Source organism: Paenibacillus sp. JNUCC 35, from assembly GCF_058269095.1.
The window spans coordinates 303,168-327,723 of record NZ_CM177771.1 but is presented as its reverse complement, the minus strand read 5'-3'; the positions used below and the strand labels follow the sequence as shown (position 1 = coordinate 327,723).

The 24,556-nt window shown below is 55.8% G+C and carries 24 protein-coding genes; 3 read left to right on the top strand and 21 right to left on the bottom strand.

The window, feature by feature from the left end:
• Nucleotides 1–44: 44 nt before the first annotated feature.
• The 4 genes from AC2TF6_RS01580 to AC2TF6_RS01565 form a co-directional block, all read right to left on the bottom strand.
• Nucleotides 45–1,919 carry an ABC transporter ATP-binding protein gene (locus AC2TF6_RS01580; RefSeq protein WP_491309693.1) on the bottom strand — a complete coding sequence of 625 codons (1,875 nt, stop codon included), beginning with the start codon at nucleotides 1,917–1,919 and terminating at the stop codon, nucleotides 45–47.
• 22 nt (nucleotides 1,920–1,941) lie between these two features.
• A complete protein-coding gene (locus AC2TF6_RS01575; RefSeq protein WP_491309692.1) occupies nucleotides 1,942–3,864 on the bottom strand; it encodes an ABC transporter ATP-binding protein in 1,923 nt (640 codons plus the stop codon).
• Nucleotides 3,865–4,034: 170 nt separating this feature from the next.
• The gene (locus AC2TF6_RS01570) at nucleotides 4,035–4,670 is read right to left on the bottom strand and encodes an NAD(P)-dependent oxidoreductase (protein WP_491309691.1); all 636 of its coding nucleotides are present in this window, start codon (nucleotides 4,668–4,670) and stop codon (nucleotides 4,035–4,037) included.
• Nucleotides 4,671–5,098: 428 nt separating this feature from the next.
• Entirely contained in the window at nucleotides 5,099–5,230 is a 132-nt protein-coding gene (locus tag AC2TF6_RS01565; protein ID WP_491309690.1) for a hypothetical protein, read from the bottom strand.
• Between the two features lie 316 nt (nucleotides 5,231–5,546).
• On the opposite strand from AC2TF6_RS01565, the gene AC2TF6_RS01560 reads away from it, so the two are divergent.
• Nucleotides 5,547–6,683, top strand: coding sequence for a stalk domain-containing protein (locus AC2TF6_RS01560; protein ID WP_491309689.1), 1,137 nt, complete (start codon nucleotides 5,547–5,549; stop codon nucleotides 6,681–6,683).
• A gap of 206 nt (nucleotides 6,684–6,889) precedes the next feature.
• On the opposite strand, the gene AC2TF6_RS01555 is transcribed toward AC2TF6_RS01560, so the two are convergent.
• The 14 genes from AC2TF6_RS01555 to AC2TF6_RS01490 all read right to left on the bottom strand — a co-directional run bounded on the left by AC2TF6_RS01555 (nucleotide 6,890) and on the right by AC2TF6_RS01490 (nucleotide 18,608).
• Entirely contained in the window at nucleotides 6,890–8,071 is a 1,182-nt protein-coding gene (locus AC2TF6_RS01555; protein ID WP_491309688.1) for an NAD(P)/FAD-dependent oxidoreductase, read from the bottom strand.
• A gap of 37 nt (nucleotides 8,072–8,108) precedes the next feature.
• Nucleotides 8,109–8,534, bottom strand: coding sequence for a DUF1641 domain-containing protein (locus tag AC2TF6_RS01550; RefSeq protein WP_491309687.1), 426 nt, complete (start codon nucleotides 8,532–8,534; stop codon nucleotides 8,109–8,111).
• A gap of 476 nt (nucleotides 8,535–9,010) precedes the next feature.
• Nucleotides 9,011–9,166 carry a hypothetical protein gene (locus AC2TF6_RS01545; RefSeq protein WP_491309686.1) on the bottom strand — a complete coding sequence of 52 codons (156 nt, stop codon included), beginning with the start codon at nucleotides 9,164–9,166 and terminating at the stop codon, nucleotides 9,011–9,013.
• A gap of 69 nt (nucleotides 9,167–9,235) precedes the next feature.
• The gene (locus AC2TF6_RS01540) at nucleotides 9,236–9,661 is read right to left on the bottom strand and encodes a threonine/serine exporter family protein (protein ID WP_491309685.1); all 426 of its coding nucleotides are present in this window, start codon (nucleotides 9,659–9,661) and stop codon (nucleotides 9,236–9,238) included.
• A 15-nt stretch (nucleotides 9,662–9,676) separates the two neighbouring features.
• Nucleotides 9,677–10,438 carry a threonine/serine exporter family protein gene (locus AC2TF6_RS01535; protein ID WP_491309684.1) on the bottom strand — a complete coding sequence of 254 codons (762 nt, stop codon included), beginning with the start codon at nucleotides 10,436–10,438 and terminating at the stop codon, nucleotides 9,677–9,679.
• Between the two features lie 55 nt (nucleotides 10,439–10,493).
• Nucleotides 10,494–11,183, bottom strand: a complete 690-nt coding sequence (gene rluF / locus AC2TF6_RS01530) for a 23S rRNA pseudouridine(2604) synthase RluF (RefSeq protein ID WP_491309683.1) — start codon at nucleotides 11,181–11,183, stop codon at nucleotides 10,494–10,496.
• 233 nt (nucleotides 11,184–11,416) lie between these two features.
• On the bottom strand, nucleotides 11,417–11,737 hold the full coding sequence (locus AC2TF6_RS01525; RefSeq protein WP_491309682.1) for a hypothetical protein: 321 nt from the start codon (nucleotides 11,735–11,737) through the stop codon (nucleotides 11,417–11,419).
• Nucleotides 11,738–12,067: 330 nt separating this feature from the next.
• Entirely contained in the window at nucleotides 12,068–12,964 is an 897-nt protein-coding gene (locus AC2TF6_RS01520) for a diacylglycerol/lipid kinase family protein (RefSeq protein WP_491309681.1), read from the bottom strand.
• Nucleotides 12,965–13,089: 125 nt separating this feature from the next.
• Nucleotides 13,090–13,959, bottom strand: a complete 870-nt coding sequence (locus AC2TF6_RS01515) for a DMT family transporter (RefSeq protein WP_009675967.1) — start codon at nucleotides 13,957–13,959, stop codon at nucleotides 13,090–13,092.
• 167 nt (nucleotides 13,960–14,126) lie between these two features.
• Nucleotides 14,127–14,870, bottom strand: coding sequence for an ABC transporter permease (locus AC2TF6_RS01510; protein ID WP_491309680.1), 744 nt, complete (start codon nucleotides 14,868–14,870; stop codon nucleotides 14,127–14,129).
• Between the two features lies 1 nt (nucleotide 14,871).
• Nucleotides 14,872–15,585, bottom strand: a complete 714-nt coding sequence (locus tag AC2TF6_RS01505) for an ABC transporter permease (protein WP_491309679.1) — start codon at nucleotides 15,583–15,585, stop codon at nucleotides 14,872–14,874.
• Entirely contained in the window at nucleotides 15,582–16,496 is a 915-nt protein-coding gene (locus tag AC2TF6_RS01500) for an ABC transporter ATP-binding protein (RefSeq protein WP_413006473.1), read from the bottom strand. The genes AC2TF6_RS01505 and AC2TF6_RS01500 overlap by 4 nt, the downstream gene beginning before the upstream one ends.
• 76 nt (nucleotides 16,497–16,572) lie before the next feature.
• Nucleotides 16,573–17,934 (bottom strand): sensor histidine kinase, encoded by a 1,362-nt coding sequence (locus AC2TF6_RS01495; protein ID WP_491309678.1) that lies wholly within the window; start codon nucleotides 17,932–17,934, stop codon nucleotides 16,573–16,575.
• Nucleotides 17,931–18,608, bottom strand: a complete 678-nt coding sequence (locus tag AC2TF6_RS01490; RefSeq protein ID WP_009675837.1) for a response regulator transcription factor — start codon at nucleotides 18,606–18,608, stop codon at nucleotides 17,931–17,933. Before AC2TF6_RS01490 ends, AC2TF6_RS01495 begins: the two co-directional genes overlap by 4 nt.
• A 227-nt stretch (nucleotides 18,609–18,835) precedes the next feature.
• Here AC2TF6_RS01490 and AC2TF6_RS01485 point away from each other — a divergent pair, with 227 nt between their 5' ends.
• On the top strand, nucleotides 18,836–19,747 hold the full coding sequence (locus AC2TF6_RS01485; RefSeq protein WP_491309677.1) for a serine/threonine protein kinase: 912 nt from the start codon (nucleotides 18,836–18,838) through the stop codon (nucleotides 19,745–19,747).
• Nucleotides 19,748–19,750: 3 nt separating this feature from the next.
• On the opposite strand, the gene AC2TF6_RS01480 is transcribed toward AC2TF6_RS01485, so the two are convergent.
• The 3 genes from AC2TF6_RS01480 to AC2TF6_RS01470 form a co-directional block, all read right to left on the bottom strand.
• Entirely contained in the window at nucleotides 19,751–19,930 is a 180-nt protein-coding gene (locus AC2TF6_RS01480) for a hypothetical protein (protein ID WP_491309676.1), read from the bottom strand.
• 213 nt (nucleotides 19,931–20,143) lie between these two features.
• Nucleotides 20,144–22,498: a TPM domain-containing protein gene (locus tag AC2TF6_RS01475; protein WP_491309675.1), complete on the bottom strand. Its 2,355-nt coding sequence runs from the start codon at nucleotides 22,496–22,498 to the stop codon at nucleotides 20,144–20,146.
• Between the two features lie 102 nt (nucleotides 22,499–22,600).
• The gene (locus AC2TF6_RS01470) at nucleotides 22,601–23,473 is read right to left on the bottom strand and encodes a LysR family transcriptional regulator (RefSeq protein WP_491309674.1); all 873 of its coding nucleotides are present in this window, start codon (nucleotides 23,471–23,473) and stop codon (nucleotides 22,601–22,603) included.
• A 97-nt stretch (nucleotides 23,474–23,570) separates the two neighbouring features.
• Between AC2TF6_RS01470 and AC2TF6_RS01465 the strand changes: the two genes are divergently transcribed.
• Complete coding sequence (locus AC2TF6_RS01465) at nucleotides 23,571–24,521, top strand: DMT family transporter (protein WP_491309673.1); 951 nt, start codon at nucleotides 23,571–23,573, stop codon at nucleotides 24,519–24,521.
• The last annotated feature ends 35 nt before the right edge of the window (nucleotides 24,522–24,556 follow it).

Here is a 24,556-nt window from a genome sequence, read left to right as displayed (position 1 = left end):
TATCTCCCGGATCGTTTTCAGACCATGTACCCGGGCATCGTTTTTTAGACGGCGCCTTCTACATTTTTGAACTGGTTGTAAAACATCCGGGAATACACGCCCTGCTGTCCGATCAGCGAGTCGTGCGCGCCTTTTTCCACAATTTCTCCGTGGTCGATGACCATAATGGTATCCGCATCCCGGATTGTATTCAGCCTGTGCGCGATAATAAAGCTGGTCCGGTCCTGCATAACCTTGAGCAGCGCATCCTGGATATGAAGCTCCGTACGCGTGTCGATGCTGCTGGTCGCTTCGTCCAGAATGAGGATAGAAGGCTTCGCCAGAATGACCCGGGCAATCGCAAGAAGCTGCCTCTGGCCCTGGCTTAAATTCCCGCCGTTCTCCGACAGGAGGGTTTCGTATTTCGCGGGAAGCCGGTTAATGAACACGTCCGCGTTAGCCATGGCGGCTGCGGCTTCGACCTCGGCATCCGTGGCATCCGGCCTGCCGTACTTGATATTTTCCTTGATCGTCCCCGAGAAAAGGTACGTATCCTGGAGCACGATACCGAACGTCCTCCGCAGGCTGTCCCGCGTATACTCGCGGATATCCCGCCCGTCGATCAGAATGCGCCCCCCGGTAACATCGTAAAACCTTGTCAAAAGGTTGACGATAGTCGTCTTGCCCGCCCCCGTCGGGCCGACAAGCGCCGTGGAGCTGCCTTGGGCGGAATCGAAGCTTACGTTTTTCAGAATGGGCACATCCGGGCGGTAGCCGAAGCTTACATGTTCAAAAACGACGTGTCCCTTCGGATGAAGAAGCTCGACAGCCTCCACGGAATCGGAGGGCTCCTCTTTCTCGTCTATGACCTCGAACACCCGCTCCGCCCCCGCCACACCGGACTGGAGAATATTGAAAATATTGGCGAGATCGTTCAACGGCCGGACAAACTGCCGCGAATAGCTTAAAAAACTCGCGATAACCCCGACGGTAATATCCCCGCGCACGGCGAGAATCCCCCCGACCAGGGCTACAGCGGCAAAGCCGATATTATTAATGACGTTAAGCAGAGGCATCAGGAATCCGGAGCGGATTTGCGCCTTGAGCCCTACCTCGCACAGCTCCGCATTAACCTGTTCGAACTCCGCAATCGCCTTTTCTTCGTGATTAAACGCTTTGACGACCTGGAGACCGGATATGGTCTCTTCAATATGTCCGTTCAGTTTGCCGAGCTGGATCTGCTGGTTTTTGAACAGGACGCTTGTTTTCTTCGTAATGGTCCGGGTCAGCACGAACAGGATCGGCACGGTAACCAGGCTGGCCAGCGTCAGCGTCGGACTGAGCACGAGCATCATCGTCAGAGAGCCGACAATCGCAATGATGCCGCTCATAAGCTGCGTGGTGGACTGCGAAATCGTGCTGCTCACATTGTCGATATCGTTGGACAGGCGGCTCATCAATTCCCCGTGAGGCCGGGTATCGAAGTAAGCGACCGGAAGCTTCTGAAGCTTGGCGAAAAGAGCTCCCCGCAGCCGCATCACAATCCGCTGCGATACACCTGCCATAAGCCAGCTCTGGAGGAAGGTGAACACCGCGTCGATGAGGTACGCCAGCAAGAGGACCAGTACCATCGTCTTCAGGATGCCGAAATCGACGCCTTGTTCCGGATGAGACATCGCATCCACGGAGACCCCGATCAGATAAGGCCCCACCAGAGTGAGAGCCGCTCCGATCAGAATCAGGGCGAAAACGACCGTCAGCAGCTTCCGCTCGCTGCCGAAATAAGCCCACAGCCTGCGCAAGGTCCCTTTGAAGTTCTTCGGCTTCACGACCGGTCCGCGGCCGCGCATTCCTCCGTGCCCCGGCCCTCCTCTGGGCGAGACTGTCACGGGGCTGCCGGGAGGGTTCTGGCCGCCCGGCCGTTCTTGGGAAGCTGCCATGTCAACCGACCTCCTTTCCCATTTACGACTGGAAGATTTCCCGGTAGACTCGGCAGCTTCCGAGCAGCTCGTCATGCGTGCCGGAGCCTACAATCTCGCCGCGGTCCAGCACGACGATTTTATCCGCGTCCATGACGGACGTGATCCGCTGGGCGATCAGCAGGCAGGTGAGCCCCTCGGCGTATTTCTTCAGCGCGTCCTTGATCCGCGCTTCCGTGGCGGCATCGACGGCGCTAGTGCAGTCGTCGAGGATAAGAATCTCCGGCTTTCTCACGATGGCGCGCGCAATCGAAAGCCGCTGTTTCTGGCCGCCGGAGAAGTTCACGCCTCCCTGCCCGAGCCTGGTTTCATAGCCTTCGGGCGAAGCGGCTATGAACTCGTGGGCCTCGGCCATCCGGGCCGCATGCTCCATCTCCTCCGGCGAGGCGTCTTCTTTGCCCCAGCGGAGATTATCGGCCACCGTGCCGGTGAACAGCACGGTTTTCTGGGGCACGACGGCGATCTTCTCGCGCAGGCGGCTCGGCTCCAGTTCTCTGACATCGGTACCGTTCACTTTGACGGTTCCGGACACCGCGTCATAGAACCGGGGAATGAGGCTGACGAGCGTGCTTTTGCCGGAGCCCGTGGAACCGATGATGCCGACGGTCTGTCCGGGCTCGCAGGAGAAGGTGATCCGCCTCAGCACCGGCTCGCCGGATGTTCCCTCGTACGAGAACGTGACGTTCTCGAACTCGACGCTTCCCCCGGTCTGCGGGGCGGATGGAGCCGCAGCATCCGGGTTTCGGCCGCCGGCCGTGAAGCCTCCCGGATAGGCCGGGTTAGCCAAGGCCCCCGGCTGTGGGGCTGTCTGTCCGGTCGTTGTCCCGCCGGTCTGCGGGGCTGGCCGCGCCCCCGAATGCGTACCGGTCCGCATTCCCGTCTGCGTACCTGATGCCGGCTTATCCTCGGAGCTTGCCGCGCCTCCGCCGGCTGCCGCTGTGGCCGGAATTTGCGCAGCCATCGTATTCTCCTCCGCGAAAATTTCGCCGATCCGGCCCGCGGAAGCCCGCGCGCGCACAAACATGTTGAACACCATGGAAATCAGCATGAGCGAGAACAAAATCTGCGTCATGTAATTGACGAAAGCGATAATGTGCCCGGCCTGCATCTGGCCCTGATCTACACGAAGACCGCCTAGCCATAAGACAGCCACAATCCCGAAATTAACGGTCAGCGTAATCCCCGGGTTAAAGGCCGACATGACCCGCATGGCTGTAACCGACCGGGAACGGTACTCTTCGTTCGCTCCGCCGAATTTGCCGACTTCGTAACCGAACCGGTTGAAGGCTTTGACGACCCGGACACCGGACAAATACTCCCGCATAATCCCGTTAACCCGGTCGAGCGCCTGCTGCACCTTGATAAAGTAAGGAAAGCCCACCTTCATATTGATTGCGATCAGGATGCCGACCACGGGAACGACAACAGCCAGAATGACGGAGAGCGGCGGATTCAGACGCGCCGCCATAATCAAGCTTCCGATGCAGAGCAGCGGCGCTTTGACGAATACGCGCATCAGGCCGTTCACGAACATTTGAACCTGCGTAACGTCGTTGGTCAACCGGGTGACCAGTGACGCCCGATCGAACCGGTCAATATTTTCAAAAGACAGGGACTGGATTTTGCGGAATAAATCCGACCTCAGCTCGGCCCCGAACTTCTGCGAGACATGACTCGAGATCACATTGCGGATCGACGCCGAAATGGCCCCCAGCGCGGTTACCAGCAGCATAACGCCGCCTATCCGCCACACGTAATCCATCTGTTTGCCCGCTACGCCTACATCGATGATTTTGGACATCAGCGTCGGCAGCGTGAGATCGCACAAGGCTTCCAGTGTCAGAAAAGCGACCGCAGCGCTGAAGGGCTTCCAGTACTTGCTTATATATTTTCGTGAAATGGGCATCCTGTCTCACCTGTCCGTTCTCGTAAACGATAAGTAAACCGCTAGGGAATAGTTCTATTATCCACCATACTCCCCTCCTTTTCAAAAGTCACGAGCTTCTCTTTTTTACCTGTTCCCGGCAAAAGCAAAAAACCGCCGGTGCGCAGTGCACGGGCGGTTCTGACAATTCATTAAGATTCGGATACGACAGTAAAACGCTCATTTATATGCTTCGGCTGTTCAATCTCATCCAAAACGGCGGCCGCATAATCTTCATAACTCACATAGCTTTCGCCTTTGGAGTTAACGAGCAGGTTATCCTTGCCCGTACGGTACTGCCCTGTTCTCTTGCCGAGTGCGAAGATAGCGGACGGACTGACGAACGTCCATTTGATTCCCTCGGTGTTTTGCAGAATCTCCAGGTTTTTGCCCTGATTTGAAGCCGTCGCAAAATAGGCGGACGGGAAATCCGGCGTTTCCAGCACGCGCGTCGTTTTCGCTTCGTCCACGAACAGGCTGCCCGCTCCCCCGACGACGATCAATTTCGTCTCCGGAGTGCCTTTCAGTGCTTCGATCAGCACGTTGCCCGCGTCTACATGGAGATGTTCCTGGCCCGGCGCCGCTCCGAAAGCGTTAACGACGATATCGAATGCTTTCAGATCGGATGCGGTCAGATCGAACAGGTCCTTTTCCAGAAGGGCTGCGCCTTCCGCGCTTACTTTAGCCGCGTCTCTTACGATTGCGGTAACTTCATGCCCTCTGTCCTGCGCTTCTTTCAAAATACGGCTGCCGGCTTTGCCGCTTGCGCCGATAATAGCTATTTTCATAACGGATTCCTCCCGGATAATGATTTCGTAGTACATTGCCTCTTACATGTAACTATTATAGTTACAGGTTGTCGGTTTTGTCAACTCCGGCTTGAACAGCCTATTTTTCAAAATCGACAATGGCGAGGAATATTATACATCTCGTTCAAGTCCATTCATGCCCACAACAGGGGTGATAGTTTATATGAACTACACACTCAACCAACTTCTCTCGTTCCAAAAATTATGCTATACTGTGTATAACACTGCGTTTAACGTAGTACTGAATTAGTGTATAAAGTTTCTTTTTGCTATCTATACTAAAAAGAGCCTTCACCGTTGGCGCGGTGAAAACTCTTTAGGACCCGAAAGGCTGTGGAACACCACGGCGCGCAAGCACAACTAAATGAAATGCAAGCGAAAACCACCGATGAGGTCTCCTAACCTACTTAGCGGTGGTTTTTTCGCTTGTTCCGGAATTTACGACGCGCCCAGCGGTAGAGCTTACGGATACCGAACACAAGGCTCAGTAACGTTACGGTCCAGCGCAGTACGTCATAAAACGCCACAAGTGCGACCATCGGCCTCACCCCCTTTCGGGAAGCTGCGCCGTGGTCTGAAAATATCCACCGTTATTCAAAGTCCATAAAACCGATTATAGCATGTCCTTCCCAGACTTCTCCATTAAACTTTTGTTTCCGAACGCTGAAACTTTCAGGAGAAAGACACCGGAAATAATCTAACGTCCGATCATCCCGGAACCCTTCGTCCGTGTCCTTAAAAAGTTAAAATCCGGTTACAGTTTGGCTCCAGATGGGTAATGTTACCTCTCTGTAACCCACCTTGATGCAAGGGGTGCCTATAATAAAACCGGACAACCTAGGAGGGATACTTATTATGAAAAAATCATTCAAGCTTCTGACACTCGGCCTGGCAGGCTCCTGTCTGCTGGCGGCCTCAGCCGGAACTTCTTACGCGGACAGCGCGGTACAGGCGCCTGCGGCCGCTTCTGTGTCCGCTGCGGCGGAACCCGTATCCGCACCAGCTTCAGTTAAAAATGGAGCTGTACAGGTGACAACCAAAGAAATAAAGGAAGAAGCCCCCGAACTGAGCGTCAATCTTCAGATTCCCGTTATACAGGGAATGAAAGATACGCAATATCAGGACGAGCTTAACGATATTATTTACCGTCATGCCATGAAAGATGTGGAGGCAGTGCGCAAACAGGCTCAAGGTGACTTGGCTGCCGCCAACGGTTCCGCAAGCGAGCTGGCAATGCCTTATTCGGTCGATTCGGTAGTTGAAGTAAGCGCATCGGGCGGTCAGGAAGATGCGAACCGTCTGTCGCTTCGAGTGGTAACCTCCGTTTATACGGGGGGCGCTCACGGAATGCCCCGTGTGGATACCTATAACGTCCTGAATGCGGAAGAAGCTCAGAAAATTGAGCTGAAAGATTTATTCGGGGAGAATTATAAAGCGATTATCGACAAGCAGATCCGTCAGGAAATCGCCAAGCATCCGGATGATTTCTTCGAGGACGCGTTCTCCGGCATTACCGACACGCAGTCCTTCCAGATCAAGGACGGTCAAGCGGTTATCGTGTTCTCGCCTTACGATATCGCCCCTTATGCGGCAGGCATCCAGGAGTTCTCCGTCCCCATCGCTCAGGGAGGAAATGCCTCCGCACCCTCACGTCTAGTAGTGGGCGGTGAAGTACTATCGGCGAAGCAGGGCTCTCTCTACACCACAGCGGCAGGTACCACCATGGTTCCCCTGCGCGTTACAGCCGAGAAGCTGGGCTTCCAGCTTAAATGGAACCAGGAGCAATGGGCCGCCGAGCTGTCCAAAGGCGCGGTATGGACAAGCGTTTACAAGGGAAAAGATGCGTACACCATCAACAAGATGGCTCCGTTCTCCCTTGGCGAAGCGGCCGTCATTAAAGAAGACGGCAACATGTATGTGCCCGCCGCCTTCTTCTCCAAGGCGCTGAAGGCCGACGTCACCGTAACCGGCGATCAGCTCGTGATTAAATAAAAACAGGCCTTCACAGCGGCCGGACTATCCCCCTTATGTAACCCGTTTAAAGAAGCGTCTCCGCTCTTTAAGCGGGCTTTTTTTGCGGAACCGGACAAGTCTTCTCCCCTCAAAAAAGCATGAAAAAAAGCCCCGCCACTCCCCCTAAGGAGAATGCCGGGACTTATGTTCAGACCGGTTGATTCCGGAAAGATTCCGGACCGCTCTTAGTAAGCCAGTGCAAACAGGCCATGAATGTGAGACAGGTAACGGATGTTACTTGCTTCCTTCATGAGCGATGCAGGCAGGCCTTTCAGGCGGGTTTGGTTGCCGCCGATCGAACCGATTCCGTCTTTGCGGCCCAGACTTCCGAGTGTACCGGAGAATACAGGCGTGAAGACGTCCATCGGTGCGCCTTTCTGTGCTGCGAAGAGGTTGTAACCGACCACTTCGCCCATCTGCCAAGCCAGTTGTGCGGTTGGCGGATAAGGACGCTCGGCACCGGCCGGGAAGACCACGGCGCAGTCGCCTGCAAGGAATACGTCCGGGTGGGACGTGGACTGCATGAACTCGTTGACCGTCGCGCGGCCGCGGTTCACTTCGATGCCGGAGTTAGCGACAACCGGAGTGCCTTGTACGCCGCCTGTCCAGACGAGCGTGCTGGTTTCGATTGTGCTTCCGTCTTTCAGGGAAACGACGGATTCCTGCATTTCGGTGATCGCAACGCCCGTCAGGAACGTTACGCCGCGCTTCTGCAGGCTTGTCGTAGCGCGCTCGATCAGTTCCGGATGGAAGCCCATCAGGATGGAAGGAGCCGCCTCTACGCAGTACAGGGAGACGTCGTTGAAATCGACGCCTTTGCTGCGGCACAGGCCAGGCAGCATGTCGGCGAGTTCGCCCACAAGCTCGATACCGGTCAGACCGCCGCCTCCGACTACGAATGTCGCGTCCGCTTTGTTCTTGGTCTGGCTGTAAGCTTCGATGCGTGCTTCCACGTGCTCGCGGATGCGGTTGGCGTCGTTAACGGATTTCAGCGTGAAGCTGTGTTCCTGGAGGCCAGGAATGCCGAAGAACGCCGTTTCGCTGCCCAGGGCAACGACGAGCTTATCGTAATCGAACGATTTGCCGTTCGACAGGATGACGCGCTTGCTGTCCGCGGAAATCGTTTCGACCGTGCCGATTTCCAGGTTGATGTCTTTGCCGCGCAGGAGCTTTTCCAGAGGCAGGGCAACTGCTTTCTCGTGCAGATTACCTACAGCCAGGCGGTGCAGCTCGGTAATGATTTGATGCGTAGGAAAACGGTTAACAACCGTAATCGTAGCTTCTTCCGCAGTCAAGTGTTGACGGGCTGTCAGTGCGCTGAGCAAGCCGCCGTAACCGCCACCTAAGATCAAAATATGCTTGGACATACTCATCCTCCATTCTTGTTTCAGCTTACCTTATGATTTAACGCTGTTGCTGCCGTTCGGCTTGAACATCCAAGAATGCCTGTACGAAACGGAATGTCTTTTGTACTTGCGGGTCTTTCAGCATTTTGAGAAGTCCGAACAGACCGATCGAGGAATGTTCCGCTTGAGCGCGATCGTTTGCTTCGATTGCAGCGGCAGCTACGCCTTTGGCTTTCTCGGTGATCGGCTTAACAAACTCGTTCATACCGCCTTTGAGGTCGTCGATCAGAACTTGGTCGCTCGCAACGCTTTGAGCCAAATCGTAAGCTTTGGTAAGAATCGTAACCATTTCCGCCAATTTCGGCAGATTCTCCACGAGAACGGTTAAAGACTCCTGAACCTCTGGCTTCATCAACTGATCAAGGACATCCTGCGTTTCCCTTTTTTCGGTAGTGCTTGGGGTTTGATTGGATGTTTCTGACATAAGCTAACGTCCTCCTTTGCTTTGAAATAGAAGCCCGTTTATTTTTCGATCCCTGCCTAGCCATCGAGACGTCTTCTGTCTTCGCATAAGTTTCCCTATTCGTGATAAATGAACCCACGCGGCCTGATAAGATTGTAACATTTTTCACATAAAAGGAAGAAGGTTTTTCTTGGCTGCGAGTCCATTACTTGCAAGATCGGGAAAAATGTCGAACAGGTCGAAACGGAACCCTATGTACTCCTATTATACCTCCGTCTTGATGACAAGAGAAAAACAATTTTTTACACATGTGAATAATTTGTGACAAAAATCACTTCTTTCTGCGCCCCCGCTCCTTAAGCAGGTATACATGCTTGTTTATTCCAATAATCCCTCGAATTTTATTGCCAGAAGGGACAGGTCTTCAAGAAAGAATTTCATCAAAACCGGCCTCCGCCGGGCCTCGAGAGGGTGATGGGCAAAAGCTGCGGGCAGGCTCAATACCGTATGCCGCCGCCCCTTAATCCTTTGACGTCCTTCTCCTCGTCCGCAAACAAGGTTTGGACCACCGCGTTCCCGAATCCGAACAAAATTTGCGGGTTTTTGGCTTCGAGCCGGGCCTTCAGATGAAAAAACCACCCGCGTGAACTCAACGGATGGTCTCGGTTGCGGCAGCAAAAGGCGGCAATCCTTCATTTTCTTGCCTCATTTTCTTGCCCGAGCTAGGCCTTCGGCCTTTTAAAAAGCTGGTTCATCACCTCGGAAAAAATAAGACCGGCGGCAATCGAACCGGAAATCATAAACGCTTTGGCGGCGAGCTGAACGGCAAGACTATAATCGTTTTCCACGAAAGAACGCATCGCATCATAGGCCATGCCTCCCGGAACGAGAGGAATGATCCCCGCCACACTGAAAACGATAATGGGGGTCTTGTAGAGACGGGCGAAAACCCGGGATATCACCGTCACGAAGAACGCCGCGGCCAAGGTGGCCACAATGGCGTTGGTATCGCTCCGCACAAGAGTGACGTATACGAGCCAGCCCATCATCCCGACGAAACCGCACTGGATCAAGGTATTCCGGGGAACGTTAAAAATAATGCCGAAGGCGGCGGAGGCGATATAACTCGTCACGAGTTGTGCAATCATTGAAGGATTCCTCCGTTAATAAAATGAAAAGACGACCGCGATACCGGCTCCGATCGCAAACGCCGTCAAGAAAGCTTCCGCGCCCTTGGACAAGCCGGACACGAGATGGCCCGCCATCAAATCCCTCACGGCGTTCGTGATCAGCAGGCCCGGAACAAGCGGCATAACGGAGCCGATGATGATTTTGTCCAGCTCCTGTCCGAGCCCGGTCCATATAAACAGAGAGGCCAGCATGCCGATAATAAAGGAAGCCAGAAACTCGGCTACGAACTTGATCTGCACATACTGGTGGAAAATAAGGAACCCGATAAAACCCAGACCGCCTGTGACGACGGCCGGAAGAAAATCGGGCCACCCGCCGTTGAACATGATCGTAAAACAGCCGCTGGACACGGCCGCCGCCGCAATCTGGATAGCCACGGGGTAGGCCAGATTGGCCTTATCCACCTTGAGAAGCAGCCGGTGCGCTTCCTGAAGGTCAAGCTGTCCGTCGCTTATTTTGCGGGAGAGCCCGTTGACCAGCGTCACCTTGTGCAAATCGGTTGACCGCGTGGAGATCCGGACCAGCTTGGTCGGATCGCTGCCGTCCACGGAGAAGATAATGCCCGTCGGGGTCACGAAGCTGTGGGTATGATGAAGGCCGTAAGAGGCCGCGATGCGGGTCATCGTATCTTCCACCCGATACGTTTCCGCTCCGTTCTGGAGCATGATTTTTCCCGCCAGCAGGCATACATCTACGATTTTATAAGTCTGACCGGGACTGGACGCCTGTTCCATCGCGCACCTCTTCCTGTGGATGTAGATAAGATGCTGCCCTTCACTGCCGCCGTTTTCAATCCAGCAGCTCCGTCAGCCGGCTAAACTCGGATTCGCTCAGGTCTCTCCATTTTCCTTTGGGAAGTCCGTCCAGCTTGATATTCATGATGCGCACCCGCTGCAGCCGGTGTACCTGATACCCGAATGCCTGGCACATACGCCGGATTTGCCGGTTCAGCCCCTGCGTCAGGATGATCCGGAAAGTGTGATCGTTGATGCGGGTCACCTTGCACGGTTTCGTCTTCGTCCCCAGAATGCGGACGCCCGTGGACATGCCCTGCACAAAGGAGTTCGTGATCGGCTGATTCACGGTGACGATATATTCTTTCTCGTGGTTATTTTCCGCGCGCAAAATTTTATTGACGATATCCCCGTCATTGGTCATGAGGATAAGACCTTCCGAGTCTTTATCCAGACGGCCGATCGGGAAAATTCTCTCCGGGTGCCGCACGAAATCGACGATATTGCCCGGAATGTGGCGTTCCGTCGTGCACGTGATGCCAACCGGTTTATTCAACGCTATATAGACGGACTTCTTCTTGGTCCCCAGCGGCTTGCCGTCGATTCTCACATCGTCTCCCGGCTCGGCCGTACTGCCCAGCTCCGCCGGAGCTCCGTTAATGGTCACTCGCCCGGCTTGAACGAGCTCATCCGCTTTTCGTCGGGAGCAAATACCCGTTTCGCTAATGAATTTATTGATCCGCATGAAGCTGCTATCCCCTTCTTTTGCCTGTTAGGTTGTGAGTTCCCCCCGATTTATATGCCTGTATTGTACCATAATCGGATGCAATTCGCGCCGCCGCTCTGTCACAAAAACGGCCCCTTTCCCGTCTTGAGGGCATCACAACCAAACGGAGGATGAGAAAGAGGCGCGTTTTGGGCCGGGGAGAAGCTCGCGGCAACGGAAAAGCACGGAACTTCAAAGATTAGCGAGCTAAACTAAGGCTCCTGGAACCCGGCTAAAACCATCATCAGCAGGGCCGCAATCAAAGCCGCGGCGATCAGGAAGACGCTCCCCGCTGCGGCAAATTGCAGGAAGCCCCGCTCCCCTTTCAGCATGCCTGCATAACCAAGCACAAGGCTTGCGGCGAGCGAACCGATGGCGGTATAAAAAAGCAGCCGAATGCCCGCCGATTCACCTCCGGCAGGATTTTCCGAGATCAGGTAGCTCCCGACAAGCATCAGAACGCCTAGACTGCTTAACAGCGTAGATCCGGTTCCGAACTTCTTTTTCGATTCCATGGCAGCCTCCGTAATCATGAGATTTCTTCCTTATACTCCATTCATACGAAGCGGGTCAAAGAAGTTTCCGGATTCGGGTTGAAAAGAGGGAAAACGCCCGTCTCTTTTGAGGAGATCCGGGCGTTTTGTGTCTGCCGAATAAGAGCTTGCGTACAATTCAATACCGCGGGAACCGGGAGAGACTGCCTGGTGAAGCCGCGGTTCGATCCCAGAGGCATTCACTCTACAATTTCGTGCACCGGTTATTCATACTGCGCTGCAGGGCTCCCGGTGCGCGGTACGGCGTTGCGCAGCGGTGGTCTCACACAGTGAGACGGCAGTCTGTTTACTGACGGCTGCCGCTTGTTTTCACGGCTGTTCTTCCCCCACGAGAAAAGTCAGCTTTTTTCCCAGGACTGAAATACTCGCCGGAGTCTGCACATAAATTTCCCCGTCCATGTCCGCCTGCATAGGCTGATCCGTGGTTAGCTTTAAGGAAGTGGTGCGGATGAACTCGAAGCTGCTCTTCTCGGAATCCCATTCCTCAAAATTTTTGATCTTGAACAACTCCTTCAGCAGCGGCAGCCCGGCCTCGCGGATAATCGCCACATCCAGAACGCCGTCATACAGAGCATCGGACGCCAGGGGCAGCGGCCTCGTACCGAGAAACCGGCCGTTGGCGACGAATAGCATCACCGCTTCCCCGTCTGTTCGCCCACTGTCGTGTTCCAGCGTAAAGCGGAACGGATCTGCGGACGTTACCGTCTGGAGCGTGCTGATAAAATAACTCAGCTTGCCGATCGTTCCTTTCAGCTGCGGATTGATATTGACCGAGGCGTCGGTAATGAGGCCGATACCGAAGAAGTTCGAGAAATACCGGTCGTTCGCCCGTCCGATATCTACCGGCTGTGTCTTCCCTCGCATAAGAGTTTCCGCGGCCCGATCCAGTTCCTGGGGAATGTAGAGTGCCCGGGAGAAATCGTTGCATGTCCCGCCGGGAAGAATACCGACAACGGGCGGATCGGCAAGCGGCGCCAGCCCGTTCACGCATTCATGGACGGTCCCGTCCCCGCCCAACACGAGGACGAGATCCGTCTCTTCCCCCCGTTCCCGGCAGATCCGCTCCGCATCTCCGGGCTCTTTCGTCTGCACCAGCGTAAGCTCTCCAATTCCCGCCGCAAGCGGGCCGATGACCGCTCCTAGTCTGCTGCCCGTTTCCGCCTGACCGGCGCTGCCGTTATGAATCAGAATCGCTTTTCCGAACATGCTCCCCGCCTCCTCCGCTTACGCCAATTTCCATCTCTAGCCTATACTTACCCCGATCCAGAAATTCAGACCACATTTTCTAAAAAAAGGAATCGGGGTTCGAGATCCCCTTTGCTCCTATCCCGCTATCCGGCCGCACGCTCTTCCTTACGGACCGGCTTTTTAGAATTGACGAACCAGATGCCGATCAGCACGAAAACGATTCCCGTCACAGTGCCCGCCCTCAAAGTTTCACCCAGGAAAAGAACGCCCGACAGAACGCCGATGACCGGTACCAGCAGCAGAGAAACGGAAGCTTTCCCCGCCTCGGCGCGCGATAAAATATGGAACCACAGGACGAAAGCGAACGCGGAAGCGACAATCCCGGCAAAACCGACATAAACCGCAGGCATAAGTCCCCAATGGCTCTCCCCGTGTTCAAAAACAGCCGAATACAGAAACAGCCCCGCCGCTCCCGCTACCATCTGCCAGGTCGTAAACTGGAGATTGTCGCAGTGGGCCAGCTTGCGCTTGATGATCACGTTGGAGACGGCCCAGGCAAGCCCTGACGACAAAGCCAGCAGCATGGCCCAGAAGCTTCCTCCGAGGCGCACATCCAAAGCGAAGAACATCCCGATGATTCCCGCGATCAGCCCGATCGTTTTGCGGGTCGTAAGCTTTTCGCCCGGAATGAGAAAGTGCGCCATCAGCGTCAGCCAGAGCGGCATACTGTACGTCAGCACGGAGGTAAGCCCCGCGCTTATATCCTCCAGCGAAATCTGAATCGCCAGATTGAAATAGGCCGTCTGGAGAATTCCGCACAGGATAAACCATTTCAAATCTTTCCGTGACGGAAGCGGAACCTTCTTGAACAGACAGAACAGCAGCAGAGCGGCGGCCCCCACCCCGAAGCGGTACCCGGCGAACAACACCGGGGGAAATACGCCGTTAGCGAGCTTCATGATAACCCAGTTGTAACCCCAAATGAGGCATAAAAGTCCGATTAACCCGTTCAACTGCCAACACCTCTTTAATCGAATCACACCTTGCGGAGCTTTTCCGAAAAATTTTCGCCCCGTGCGCCTCCGCCTTTCCTTAACGAAAAAAAAGAGAAGATGCACCTTTCAGGCACCTTCTCTCATTCTATCATTTATCCAGAAAATTGGGAGAAATCCGTAAAATCTCATCCAATTTCTTTTCTTTGAAAATAACCCAGACCGGAGAGGAAGAAAACGACGAAGCCTCCCAGAATGACATAGATCAGCGTTTCAAAAGAAACATGAAGCCCTCCCAAGCTGGTTTCGCTCGCCGGAAGCATGGCCAGGAACGGCTGCGCCCACGGATAAAACGGACCGTACGTCTCGGAATTGGCTACCAGAATGTTCGGCAGCGTGAAGATAACGTTGAGCGCGAGCGGAGCCGCAAAGCTCACCCAGGCGATGGATACCCAGAGCTGCAGAGCTGCCAGCGGCAGGGTAGCGAGCCAGCCTCCGAAGACGGGCCACAGCAGCTGGCTCCAAGGGATGCTTGCTCCGAGCCCTTTGATGAAGCCCGCTCCGATCAAGCCGCCGAGGAACAGCAGCTGAGTGACGGCGAGCAGCCCGGTGACGAGCAGGAACTTGGCGATGAACAGGTGGGAGCGCGAAACCGGCAGCGCCAGCACCTGCTTCCAGCCCCCGCCCGTATGCTCGTAGCGGCACACGAAAGCCGAGAACACGCCGGTCAGCAGCGGGAGGAACAGCATCGCATGAATGAGGGCCATCGTGCTCAGCAGAAGCGTCCATGCGATCAAGGGTTCATTCGCCGGCACCGGCAGGGCCAGACCGGTCGCAAAAGCGAGCAGCGGGGAGATGAAAATCAGCAGCCAGATGTTCGTTTTGCGCAGCTTCAGCCATTCCGCACCCAATATCTTAAAGAAAGCGGCCATCTCAGTTCACATCCTGTCTTGTAAAGTGAGTCAGCCCGATCAGGAACACGACGATACCCGTGCCGATTCCAAGCCATACGTTAAGCTCGGGCCGTCCGGCCTCGTTCACGAGCAGCGGCCATTTCCACAGGAACCAGTCCGGCAGCCGGATGGAAAAGAGGGTCAGCACGGTTCCCAAAATTCCGGCCGTCAGTGGGATGGCTTGATTTCGGACCGCTACGGACAACCACAGCTGAACGGACAGGATCGGGATTCCGGCGAGAAGCGGGAACAGACTGATGCGGATGACGTGCATAACGGGAACGTTCATTCCGAAGCCGAGCAGGAGGCCGAGAATTACGGATCCGGCCGCCAGCAAGAGGCACGACACGAGCAGCAGGATGAATACGAGCAGCAGCTTCGACGTGAAGACGCTGAAGCGGGAAACCGGCAGGGCCAGCAGCTGCTTCCAGGAATTCCTCTGATGCTCGTAGCCCGCGATCATCGACGTCAGCAGCGTCATGCCGAGCAGCAGGGCCGGGGCCGCGAGAAACTGGATGTTTGAGAGCAGCGCGTACCAGAGATCATTCGCGTACTGCTTGGTCAGATAGTCGTAACGCAGGCCAAAGTTGACGGCCTGGAGGCCGACCACGCCCACGGGACCTAGCAGCACGAGGAACCATACGAGCGTCCGGCGGATTTTCAGGAAATCCGCGGCCAGTACTCTGCCGGTCATAAGCTGTCTCCCTCCCCTACCAGGTCCAGGAAGAAATCTTCCAGCGATTTCTTCTTCTCTTCCACCCGGTAGACGGAGTGTCCCGCCTGGACCAGGCCGGCCACAACCTGCGCGATCTTCTCGTCGGGAGCTTCCTCGAGAAGAAGCGAAGACTCGTCGGCCACCGCGAAACAGCCGGCCGAGGCGGCGGTACGCAGCGCCTGCTGCGGCGCGTCCACCGCAATGCGGATCTGGCCGCCCGCCTTTCTGCGCAGGCTCTCGATCGTGTCTTCGAAGATCATCGAGCCACCTCGGATAATGCCGACGCGGCTGGCCATCTGATCCACCTCGCTCAGCAGGTGGCTCGATACCAGAACCGTCACGCCGTACTGCTGCGGCATGCTTTTGATCAGCTCCCGGATCTCCAGGATGCCGGACGGGTCGAGCCCGTTCGTAGGCTCGTCGAGCACGAGCAGCTCCGGGCTGCCCAGCAGCGCGGCGGCGATGCCCAGACGCTGCTTCATGCCGAGCGAGTAGCCCTTCACCGGGCGCTTCGCTTCCTTCGTCAGGCGGACAATCGCCAGCACTTCGTCGATCCGCTGTTTCGGCACGTCGAGAATACGGCGGATAGCCTCCAGATTTTCGTAAGCGGTCAGATGACCGTAGTAGGAAGGGTACTCCACCAAAGAGCCGACCTTGCGCAGAATCGCCAGCTTTTCCTTGCGCAGATCTTTGCCAAACAGCTGCACCGTTCCCTTCGTCGGGCGGATCAAGCCGAGCAGCATCCGTATGGTTGTCGTTTTCCCGGCGCCGTTGGGCCCCAGAAAGCCGTAAATATCTCCTTTGCGGATTTGGAGATTCACGTTGTCCACAGCAGATCTCAGTTTGTATTGTTTGGACAACCCGAAGGTCTGAATAATCATTTCGTTCATGGAAAATCACCTCGCCCCTTATGTTAAAGAGCGAAGGTTAATCCCAGGGTGGGGCTTGTTTAAAATTCGTTTAAAATCACCGGTCGCGCGGGAACAAATAGATCGCCGTTCCTTCCCGCGAGCTGACGACATCCCAGCCCAGATGCATTTCTTTCACCATCAGCGCGACGATCGTGAGGCCGATCCCCGCCCCCTTCTCCGCCGACGGCGCCTTCATGCCAGGGCCTTTGTCCTCGATCACGAGAGCGGTCCCGCCTTCCCTTTCCTCGGTGCGCAGGCCGATATATCCGCCGGACTTGGCGTGGCGGAGCACATTCTGGAACAGGTTGTCCAGAATCCGGTTCATCCACTGGGGATCGGCTTTCCAGTAGACGGGATGCTCCGGCACACCGACGTCCATGACCATGCCTTCCTCCTCGAATACAGGGTACCAGGCGGCGGCGGACGCCCGGACGAGCCGGGCCACGTCGATCTCGGTCCGCTGGAGCGGGTACTTTCCGGCGGAAAGCAGCGTATACGACAGCAGGTTGTCGATGAGCCGGTTGAGATCGTCGGACTTCGTCTCGATCAGAGCCAGCGAAGACTTGCCTGACGCGGAGATCGGCTCCTTCTGCAGCGAGTAGGCGTGGCTGCGGATAATCGTCAGCGGCGTGCGCAGGTCGTGGGACAGGTTCGCGATCAGCTGCTTTCGGAGCCCTTCCTCTTTGCGTTCCCGCTGGCGGCTCGTCGTCAGCTCCTCGATCATCCGGTTGAAGGCCAGCTCCAACTGTCCGATTTCGTCCTTCTTGCTGACGGCTATCGGATGGGGGATGTCCCGGCCATCCGGCAGCCCCATCGCCTCCTCCAGATGAACGAGACGCTTGCGGATGCGGTAGAAAAACAGCCACGACGTGAACAGGAACAAGCCGAAGGCCAGCAGAACAATGCCGATGACATACCGGTCGCTGTAGATAGGCCGTTCCTCCTTCATCAGCACCCGCGGAATCTGCATCACCATAAACCCCTGAGACGCATCTTCTCCCACGAAAGCAACCGTTGTAAAAGGATCGCCGTCATAGCTTTTTTTCATAAAAGCGATCGTATCGGCCGTTTCCCATACGGCTGGAAGGTCCGACCGTTCAGGCAGGGTTAAGCGCGTTTTTCCGCTGCCGTCGACCCAGAACAGATCCGCCTTCGGATATTTCTCCTTCAGCTCCCGTATCCGCTTGTCAATTCCCTCATCTCCGGCGCCCTGCAGCTTCTTAGCTTCCCCGTGCCAGAACTTCTCGATGTCATTTCCCCTCGCATAAGGATTGGTCTTCCGGTTCTCTTCCTGGGTCTTGAACGAATGCGGCAAATAATACAGAACAGCGGCCATCGGAAAAATAACCGGCCAAATCAGCATCGCGAACACCACGATGCACAAATATTTTACCAGCAGCGAATGGCGCCACTTCATGCTCTCACCCGGTAACCGATGCCCCGGATCGTCTCCACGATTTCAGGTTGGCTGGGGTCGCGCTCGATCTTTTCGCGGAGATAGCGGATATGAACCATCAGCGTTTTGTCCCCGTCGATGTAAGGATCTCCCCAGACCCCTTCGTACAGCTGCTCTTTTGTAAGAATCTGATTCGGATGACGCAGGAAATACATGAAAATCTGAAATTGTTTCCCTGTCAAAATAATTTCTTCTCCGGTCCGCGTGTCCACGATTCGGTTCTCCTCCATATTCACCTGCAAATGATGCAGCGTGAGCTCCGCCTGCGCCAGTTTCCCCGTACGCCGTAGCAGCACTTCGACACGGGCCGCCAGCTCATCCGGGTGAAACGGCTTCGTCACGTAATCGTCCGCGAATTGCAGACCCTGCAATTTATCGTCGATGGAAGTCCGCGCGGAGAGCATCAGAACGGGCGTATCCGGGTAATTTTTTTTCATCCGCTGCCCGATCGAAAAGCCGTCCAGACCAGGGAGCATCACGTCCAGGATGACCAGGTCGCTTTTCTCCCAGAATTCCGCCGCCTTCTCTCCGGATTTCAGCCAGTTCACTTCGTAGCCCCGCTCGATCAAGTGGCTGTTGACCCATTTGCCGATTTCGGGATCGTCCTCAATGTACAAAATTTGTTTAACGGCCATGATACTAACTCCTTCCAGTCTCGCTACCGTTACTTTACAAAGACATTCGCCGGATTGTCAAAAGGGAACCGTTACTTCAAGCCGCGTTTTAACGTATAACATGCTTATGAATATGCGGAGGGGACCGGTAGATAGGAAAATGCCGCATCCCGCCTGGTGATCGATACTCTGCCTGTGTTGATCGTGATCTGCAGCCATTAAACCGGCCGGTAAAGGAGGCCCTTGCCATGAGGATGCCCAAGCGTTTCAAACACCTGTACACCTATCTGCATAAATGCTTCGGCAAAAGCCTCCGGTCTATACGCGGCTTGCCTTTTCGGAAGGGTGCGGTGATAGCGGGTACCTATAAAATCGCGGAAAAACTCGGAGCTGGCAGCTTCGGCGTCGCCTATCTAGCGCTGAGAACGGATAACGGACAGCAGGTGGTGCTGAAAAGGGTATCGCCCGTAAGAGGCGGCAAAAAGCGGGCGGAATACATCTTCGGGCAGGAGACCGCTATGCTCCGGCAGCTGCGGCATCCGGATATTCCGGCATTCTACGAGGCTTTCCGATGGAGGGGTGAGTTCTGCTTTGCGATGGAGTATGTACGTGGAAGCTCGCTCGATGTGCTGCTTTTCCGTGAAGAGAAAGCCTTCTCCGAGAAGGAATCCCTGCTTCTGGTCCGGCGGCTGCTGGAGCTTGCCGGGATGCTTCACGGACAGGGAGTCGTCCACCGGGACATTTCGATCGCCAACGTGCTTTTGGATGGGGACACGGTGAAGCTGATCGACTTCGGGCTCGCCCGGGCGCTAAGTTCCGGCGGCAACACTTCGGACAACCCTGCCGGAGAACATTTCCCCCGCTGGGACGCGGATGTGGACGACGACGATCCGTCGGAGAAAAAATTCCGGCGGGCCGTTCATGTGATCAGCGATTTTTACGCGGCCGGTCATCTGCTCTTATTTTTACTGTACAGCACCTATTCTACGGAAGACGAAAGCGCGGCCAAAGGCGCCGGGCCGAGCTGGGAAAAGGAGCTGCTTCTGCATCCCGGGACAAAAAAACTGCTCCGCCGGTTGCTTTTGACGGAACAGCCTTATGAACGAGCGAGCGAGATACAAAGCGATATCGATGGAATTCTGGCAGAACTTGAAGGATGAGGATCAGCTGCTGTAGGAGCTGGAAGAGCGTTTTTTCTTGTAGTGATTGTGACCGTAGTGATTGTGGCCGTTGTAGTTCTTGTGGGAATGTCTGCGGTAATCGTCACTGCTGTCATGGGGGCGGTAGTGGGAACCTTTGTGCTTGTCGGCACCAAGAAGTTTAGTCAGCATTTTTTTTAGCATGGCCATACCTCCTTTTGGGTGTACTACGGCGAAGGCAAGAAAAACGTTTCAGATTGAGCAGGAGATCTCCCTGGGTCAGCTCTTATCCGAAAAGTCGGGGATAGCGCGAGCTTCCCCCTTCGTTAGCATGCAAAAAAAGAAGGAGGAATCTGATCCCTCCTTCTTTTCGTTCATTTCCGCAACCAGTCCGCGCTTACCGTGCCGCGCGGCGCCTTACCACTTGGACGATCCCGAGGATCGTCCTCCGGAAGAGCCGCCGCCCCAGCTGGAGCTGCCAGAGGAGTTGCCGCCGCCCCCGGGCCCGCCGGGGCCTCTGCGGCGAAGCTGCTCCTCATGCATCCGGCGCTGATAGTCCCGGTCCATCTGCTCCAGCAGCTGCTGGCCGGACGAGATGCGCTGCATCGCTTCCGCGAAAAGCCCCCGGGCGATAAGCCGCCGGCTTTCCTCCATCAGCGTCTCGTAGCCGGAGGAATAGGGCGACAGGCTTATGCTGCCGCCGTACCGGGCATGCCGGCTCCGGTACTCTCCTTCGAGCTGCCTGATCGTGCGCAGCGTCTCTTCTTTCTCCCGCAGCAGCTGCTGCACACGCTCCGCGGCCTGCCCGGCCTGGACGGCCAGCCCCCGCTGCCGCTCTTCCAGCAGGTCCACGTCGAGCACCGGTGCCTGCGCCAGCTGCTCCAGCTCGGCCAGCCTGCTTTCGCCGTCGCCGATCATCGCGGACAGCTCCGGTGATTCCACCTGCAGCTCCCCGAAAGCGGAAGCCGCCTGCCGCAGCCGGCTTCGTTCTTCGTCCAGCGCATGCCGGACGGTCCGGACCCGCGCGTCCAAGCTGTCGTGATACCCGAGAATCCGCGTGCGAAGCTCGCGGATTTCGGTCATCAGCGCTTGGGCCTCCGTACCGGCCTCCCGGGCCGAGCGGTACTCCTGAACGTCCGGGGCGAGTCCGGACCGGATCTCCGTCAGCCGCCGGCCAAGCTCTTCGCGCGCCCGCGTCATGCGGGTGTAGTCGGCCTGCTGCTCCCGCCGGTGCGCTTCCGCGTAATCGCGGGCGATTTTAAGGGACTCCTCCGGGTAGGCGCGGTCGAATGAGCCGAGGTCCCCCGTCAGCTCCTCGACCTCATGAGCCGTCTTCCGCGCAGACTCCCGGTCGGCGATCATCGCCTCTACCAGGCTGCAGGCGGCTTCCATGCCCTCTTCTATGCCGGCCGCGCTCCGGCCGCCCTCTTCGGTATCGCCCGCTTCCAGCAGAGTACCGAGACGGACAGTCTCCTCCCTAGCCTGCTCAAGCAGAGCATATGGGTCGCCATCGGTAAGCAGCAGGCTTTCCCGCCGCGCTTTTTCCCTGAGTTCTTGTTCCATTGCTTGAATCCCCGGTAAAAATCCGGGCTGCCGCGCCTCCAGCGCTTCGAAGTCCTTAACCGACTTCTTGATGAAATCCAGCTCCTTCAGTGCGGCTTCGACCGACGTTTCGGCCTGTATAAAATCGAATTCGTCCAGCTCGTCGGCCTTGGCATAAGCCGTCTTGGCCTGTTCCGCATGCTTCCTCAGAACAGTCAGCGAGTAACCTGTCCGGCGGGCAAGCGCTTCGACAACTTCCTCCGCTTCGGCGATGCCGGTCTTTGCCCGGTTCACGGATTTTCTGACTTCCGTGGATTGCTTTTCGATCTCCGCAAGCTGCGTCCTGTACGGCTCCAGCTTTTTGACAAATTCCTGCACGGATTGGAGAAGGTTTCTCATCTCGGCCTCTCCCTTGGCGTTAAGGAGAAAAGGAATTTTCTGAGCCGCCAAGTGTCCGCCCAGCTCTTCGGCTTCTCCCTGCAGCCGCACTACCGCATTCTCCAACTCGGTAGCCTTTTCTTTTGTTTTCCCTTGCAAAAATTGTTTCTCCAGGTCCTGAAAAACTTCCGAAAACAGCATTCCGTTCAGCACCGGCTGCGTCCCGTCGAGCAGCTGTTTCGCTTCCGCCAGCCGTTTCCGGGCCGTGGTCCTTCTTTTGTACTGCCAGAAAGCCCAAATTCCCGCTCCAATCACGGCAAGCCCCAGCACAACCGGAATAATCGAGGCCATGCTGCCCGAAGAGTCACCGGCTCCCGATGCTCCCGTTCCGGCAAGCGAGTTCACGTAGCCGCTGACCGCCAGAATACCTTCTCCAATCTTGCCTTCCCCGGCAGCAGGCACAAACTTAAGATCGACAATCCCCTTCGCATCCTTCGCCTTGCTTCGCGAAACGGCCGCGGCCAGCTGCTCGTTCTCATAAACCAGATGCACAAAATTCGGCTGAGTCGTGATGACCAGCATCAGCTGATTCCGGTTCAGCCCCCATTGATCGTAAGCTTCATTCGCGAGGCGCTCTCCTTCCCTTTCGGTTAAGCCTTTGGCGGTAAGCACAAACACTTCGTAATCTTTGTTCTTCAGTCCGCTTTCCACCTGACGGGCCTGGGTTTGCGTAAGCAAACCGACGGGATCGGTAACGATTCCGTTATTCCGGGGCACCGCCGCGGCAAACACAGCCGTACAGGTAAGAAATATCAGGAGTAGGGCGAGCCCTATCACACGGATTCTCTTCATCTTGTTCCCCTTTCGCTTGAATGACCTTTTACATGCTCTTTACCCGAAAATACCGGGTATGCTTCTTTTCCGTTTTAAACGCCTCTGACGTCAATCTTCCCTTTATTCCCGGGGAAAAAGCTCTCTGGCCGTTTGAATAAATAAATGTACCGCCAGCGATGCTTCTTTCAAAGAAGGCACGGCTACGGATATATCCCGGCAGACGCGAGGCTCCAGGTCGAGCGTAACGAGCCCCGGAGGCAGGGCGGATAAGGACAAGCGGGACATGATAGCGAGTCCCAGCCCTTCCCGGATCATATTCAGCACCGTCGCGACGTTGGACGCCGCACAAGCCAACCGGAGATCCGCGCCCGACTTCTGAAACAAATCGATAATCGGGGCTTCGTACCCTCCTCTGCACAAAATCATCGGCTCTCCGCTCAAATCGGAGATGGTAAGAGAACTTCGGCCCCCCAGCGCGTGGTTCTCCGGAAGAACAGCCACCATCTTGTCTCTAAAAAGAGGAACGATCTCCATATCCGCATCGGGAAAAATAACGAGGCCCACGTCGATAAACCGCGTCGACAGCCACTCCTTCACTTCGGCAATCGTACCTTCATGAAGCACCAGTTGGAGATTCGGATATTTCTGCTTAAACGTACTCATGATCTTCGGCAAAAAATGAGCCGCGGCAGTAGGAAACGCGCCGATGCGGACGGTTCCGACCTCCAGCCCTTTCTCCGCGGCAATCTCCTGCTCGATGTTCTCGACGCGCTGCAAAATCTCGCGCATTTGGATGAGCACCCTTTTCCCGATATGCGTCAGGGTAATGCCGTTCTTCCGGTCCCGGATCATCAAATGGATGCCGAGATCGGCCTCAAGACTGGAGATGGCATGGCTCACGGCAGGCTGCGTCATGTTGAGCTCCAAGCCCGCTTTGGTGAAACTTCCCGTCTCCGCTATCTTAACAAAAACTTGAAATTGAGTAATCGTCATAACCTTTTGCTTATGCTCCTCATAAAAATTATTCATTTTATTTATCTTATAGCCCATCGTATCATAAGAAAGCAGTTCTAACCAAGGAGTGATTCACATGGAACGTTCTTCCCGTAAACGAACGGCTTTGCTGCTCGCGTTTCTGGTCTTGATGTGGGGGATCAACTGGCCCTTGACCAAGCACGCGCTCATTTATACACCGCCCCTGCTATTCGCGGGTATTCGTACATTGATCGGCGGCTTCCTGCTGCTGCTTGTCGCAATTCCGAGATACAAGAAACTCAACTTCAAGCAAACGTGGCACATTTATTTGATTTCCGCCGTGCTGAACATCATTTTGTTCTACGGATTGCAGACCGTCGGGCTCGGTTACCTGCCTTCGGGGCTGTTCTCCGCTATCGTCTTCTTCCAGCCGGTGCTGCTTGGGATCCTCTCCTGGCTGTGGCTGGGCGAATCCATGTACGGGCTGAAAATGTTCGGCCTGCTCCTCGGTTTCGCCGGGGTGGCGACCATTACTTCAGCGGGGCTGAGCGGGCATATCTCCTTTACCGGCATTCTGCTGGCGCTCGGTTCTGCGGTAAGTTGGGCTTTCGGTACCGTTTTTATGAAAAAAACAGGCGACCGCGTCGACTCCATCTGGATGGTCACGCTGCAGCTGCTGATGGGCGGAGTCGTCCTGACGGGCACAGGCCTCTCCACAGAAAGCGTCTCGGACATCGCATGGACCGGCCCTTTCATCTTCAGCCTGCTCTTCATTTCGGTATTCGTCATTGCGATGGGATGGCTGGCTTTCTTCACGCTGGTCGGTTCGGGCGAAGCGAGTAAAGTCGCCTCGTTCACCTTCCTGATTCCGCTGATCTCCATTACCGCCAGCGCTATTTTCATGAACGAAGCGATTACGATCAACTTGCTGGCGGGACTGATCCTCATCGTGGTCAGCATCGTGCTTGTGAACGTGCCGCCCCGGTCTTTCCTTGCCGCCAAGGCAAAAAAGTCCAAAGATATCCCCCCTTGCGCGAGTCTGGGTCAGGCAAGGGACTTTAAATAACGGTTCGGAAACAAGAAAAACCGGCGGAGGGCTGA

Coding starts and splice junctions, on each gene's coding strand:
- AC2TF6_RS01580 (WP_491309693.1), bottom strand. CDS start 1,919: ATGGCAGCTTCCCAAGAACGGCCGGGCGGCCAGAACCCTCCCGGCAGC.
- AC2TF6_RS01575 (WP_491309692.1), bottom strand. CDS start 3,864: ATGCCCATTTCACGAAAATATATAAGCAAGTACTGGAAGCCCTTCAGC.
- AC2TF6_RS01570 (WP_491309691.1), bottom strand. CDS start 4,670: ATGAAAATAGCTATTATCGGCGCAAGCGGCAAAGCCGGCAGCCGTATT.
- AC2TF6_RS01565 (WP_491309690.1), bottom strand. CDS start 5,230: ATGGTCGCACTTGTGGCGTTTTATGACGTACTGCGCTGGACCGTAACG.
- AC2TF6_RS01560 (WP_491309689.1), top strand. CDS start 5,547: ATGAAAAAATCATTCAAGCTTCTGACACTCGGCCTGGCAGGCTCCTGT.
- AC2TF6_RS01555 (WP_491309688.1), bottom strand. CDS start 8,071: ATGTCCAAGCATATTTTGATCTTAGGTGGCGGTTACGGCGGCTTGCTC.
- AC2TF6_RS01550 (WP_491309687.1), bottom strand. CDS start 8,534: ATGTCAGAAACATCCAATCAAACCCCAAGCACTACCGAAAAAAGGGAA.
- AC2TF6_RS01540 (WP_491309685.1), bottom strand. CDS start 9,661: ATGATTGCACAACTCGTGACGAGTTATATCGCCTCCGCCGCCTTCGGC.
- AC2TF6_RS01535 (WP_491309684.1), bottom strand. CDS start 10,438: ATGGAACAGGCGTCCAGTCCCGGTCAGACTTATAAAATCGTAGATGTA.
- rluF (WP_491309683.1), bottom strand. CDS start 11,183: ATGCGGATCAATAAATTCATTAGCGAAACGGGTATTTGCTCCCGACGA.
- AC2TF6_RS01525 (WP_491309682.1), bottom strand. CDS start 11,737: ATGATTACGGAGGCTGCCATGGAATCGAAAAAGAAGTTCGGAACCGGA.
- AC2TF6_RS01520 (WP_491309681.1), bottom strand. CDS start 12,964: ATGTTCGGAAAAGCGATTCTGATTCATAACGGCAGCGCCGGTCAGGCG.
- AC2TF6_RS01510 (WP_491309680.1), bottom strand. CDS start 14,870: ATGGCCGCTTTCTTTAAGATATTGGGTGCGGAATGGCTGAAGCTGCGC.
- AC2TF6_RS01505 (WP_491309679.1), bottom strand. CDS start 15,585: ATGACCGGCAGAGTACTGGCCGCGGATTTCCTGAAAATCCGCCGGACG.
- AC2TF6_RS01500 (WP_413006473.1), bottom strand. CDS start 16,496: ATGAACGAAATGATTATTCAGACCTTCGGGTTGTCCAAACAATACAAA.
- AC2TF6_RS01495 (WP_491309678.1), bottom strand. CDS start 17,934: ATGAAGTGGCGCCATTCGCTGCTGGTAAAATATTTGTGCATCGTGGTG.
- AC2TF6_RS01490 (WP_009675837.1), bottom strand. CDS start 18,608: ATGGCCGTTAAACAAATTTTGTACATTGAGGACGATCCCGAAATCGGC.
- AC2TF6_RS01485 (WP_491309677.1), top strand. CDS start 18,836: ATGAGGATGCCCAAGCGTTTCAAACACCTGTACACCTATCTGCATAAA.
- AC2TF6_RS01480 (WP_491309676.1), bottom strand. CDS start 19,930: ATGCTAAAAAAAATGCTGACTAAACTTCTTGGTGCCGACAAGCACAAA.
- AC2TF6_RS01475 (WP_491309675.1), bottom strand. CDS start 22,498: ATGAAGAGAATCCGTGTGATAGGGCTCGCCCTACTCCTGATATTTCTT.
- AC2TF6_RS01470 (WP_491309674.1), bottom strand. CDS start 23,473: ATGACGATTACTCAATTTCAAGTTTTTGTTAAGATAGCGGAGACGGGA.
- AC2TF6_RS01465 (WP_491309673.1), top strand. CDS start 23,571: ATGGAACGTTCTTCCCGTAAACGAACGGCTTTGCTGCTCGCGTTTCTG.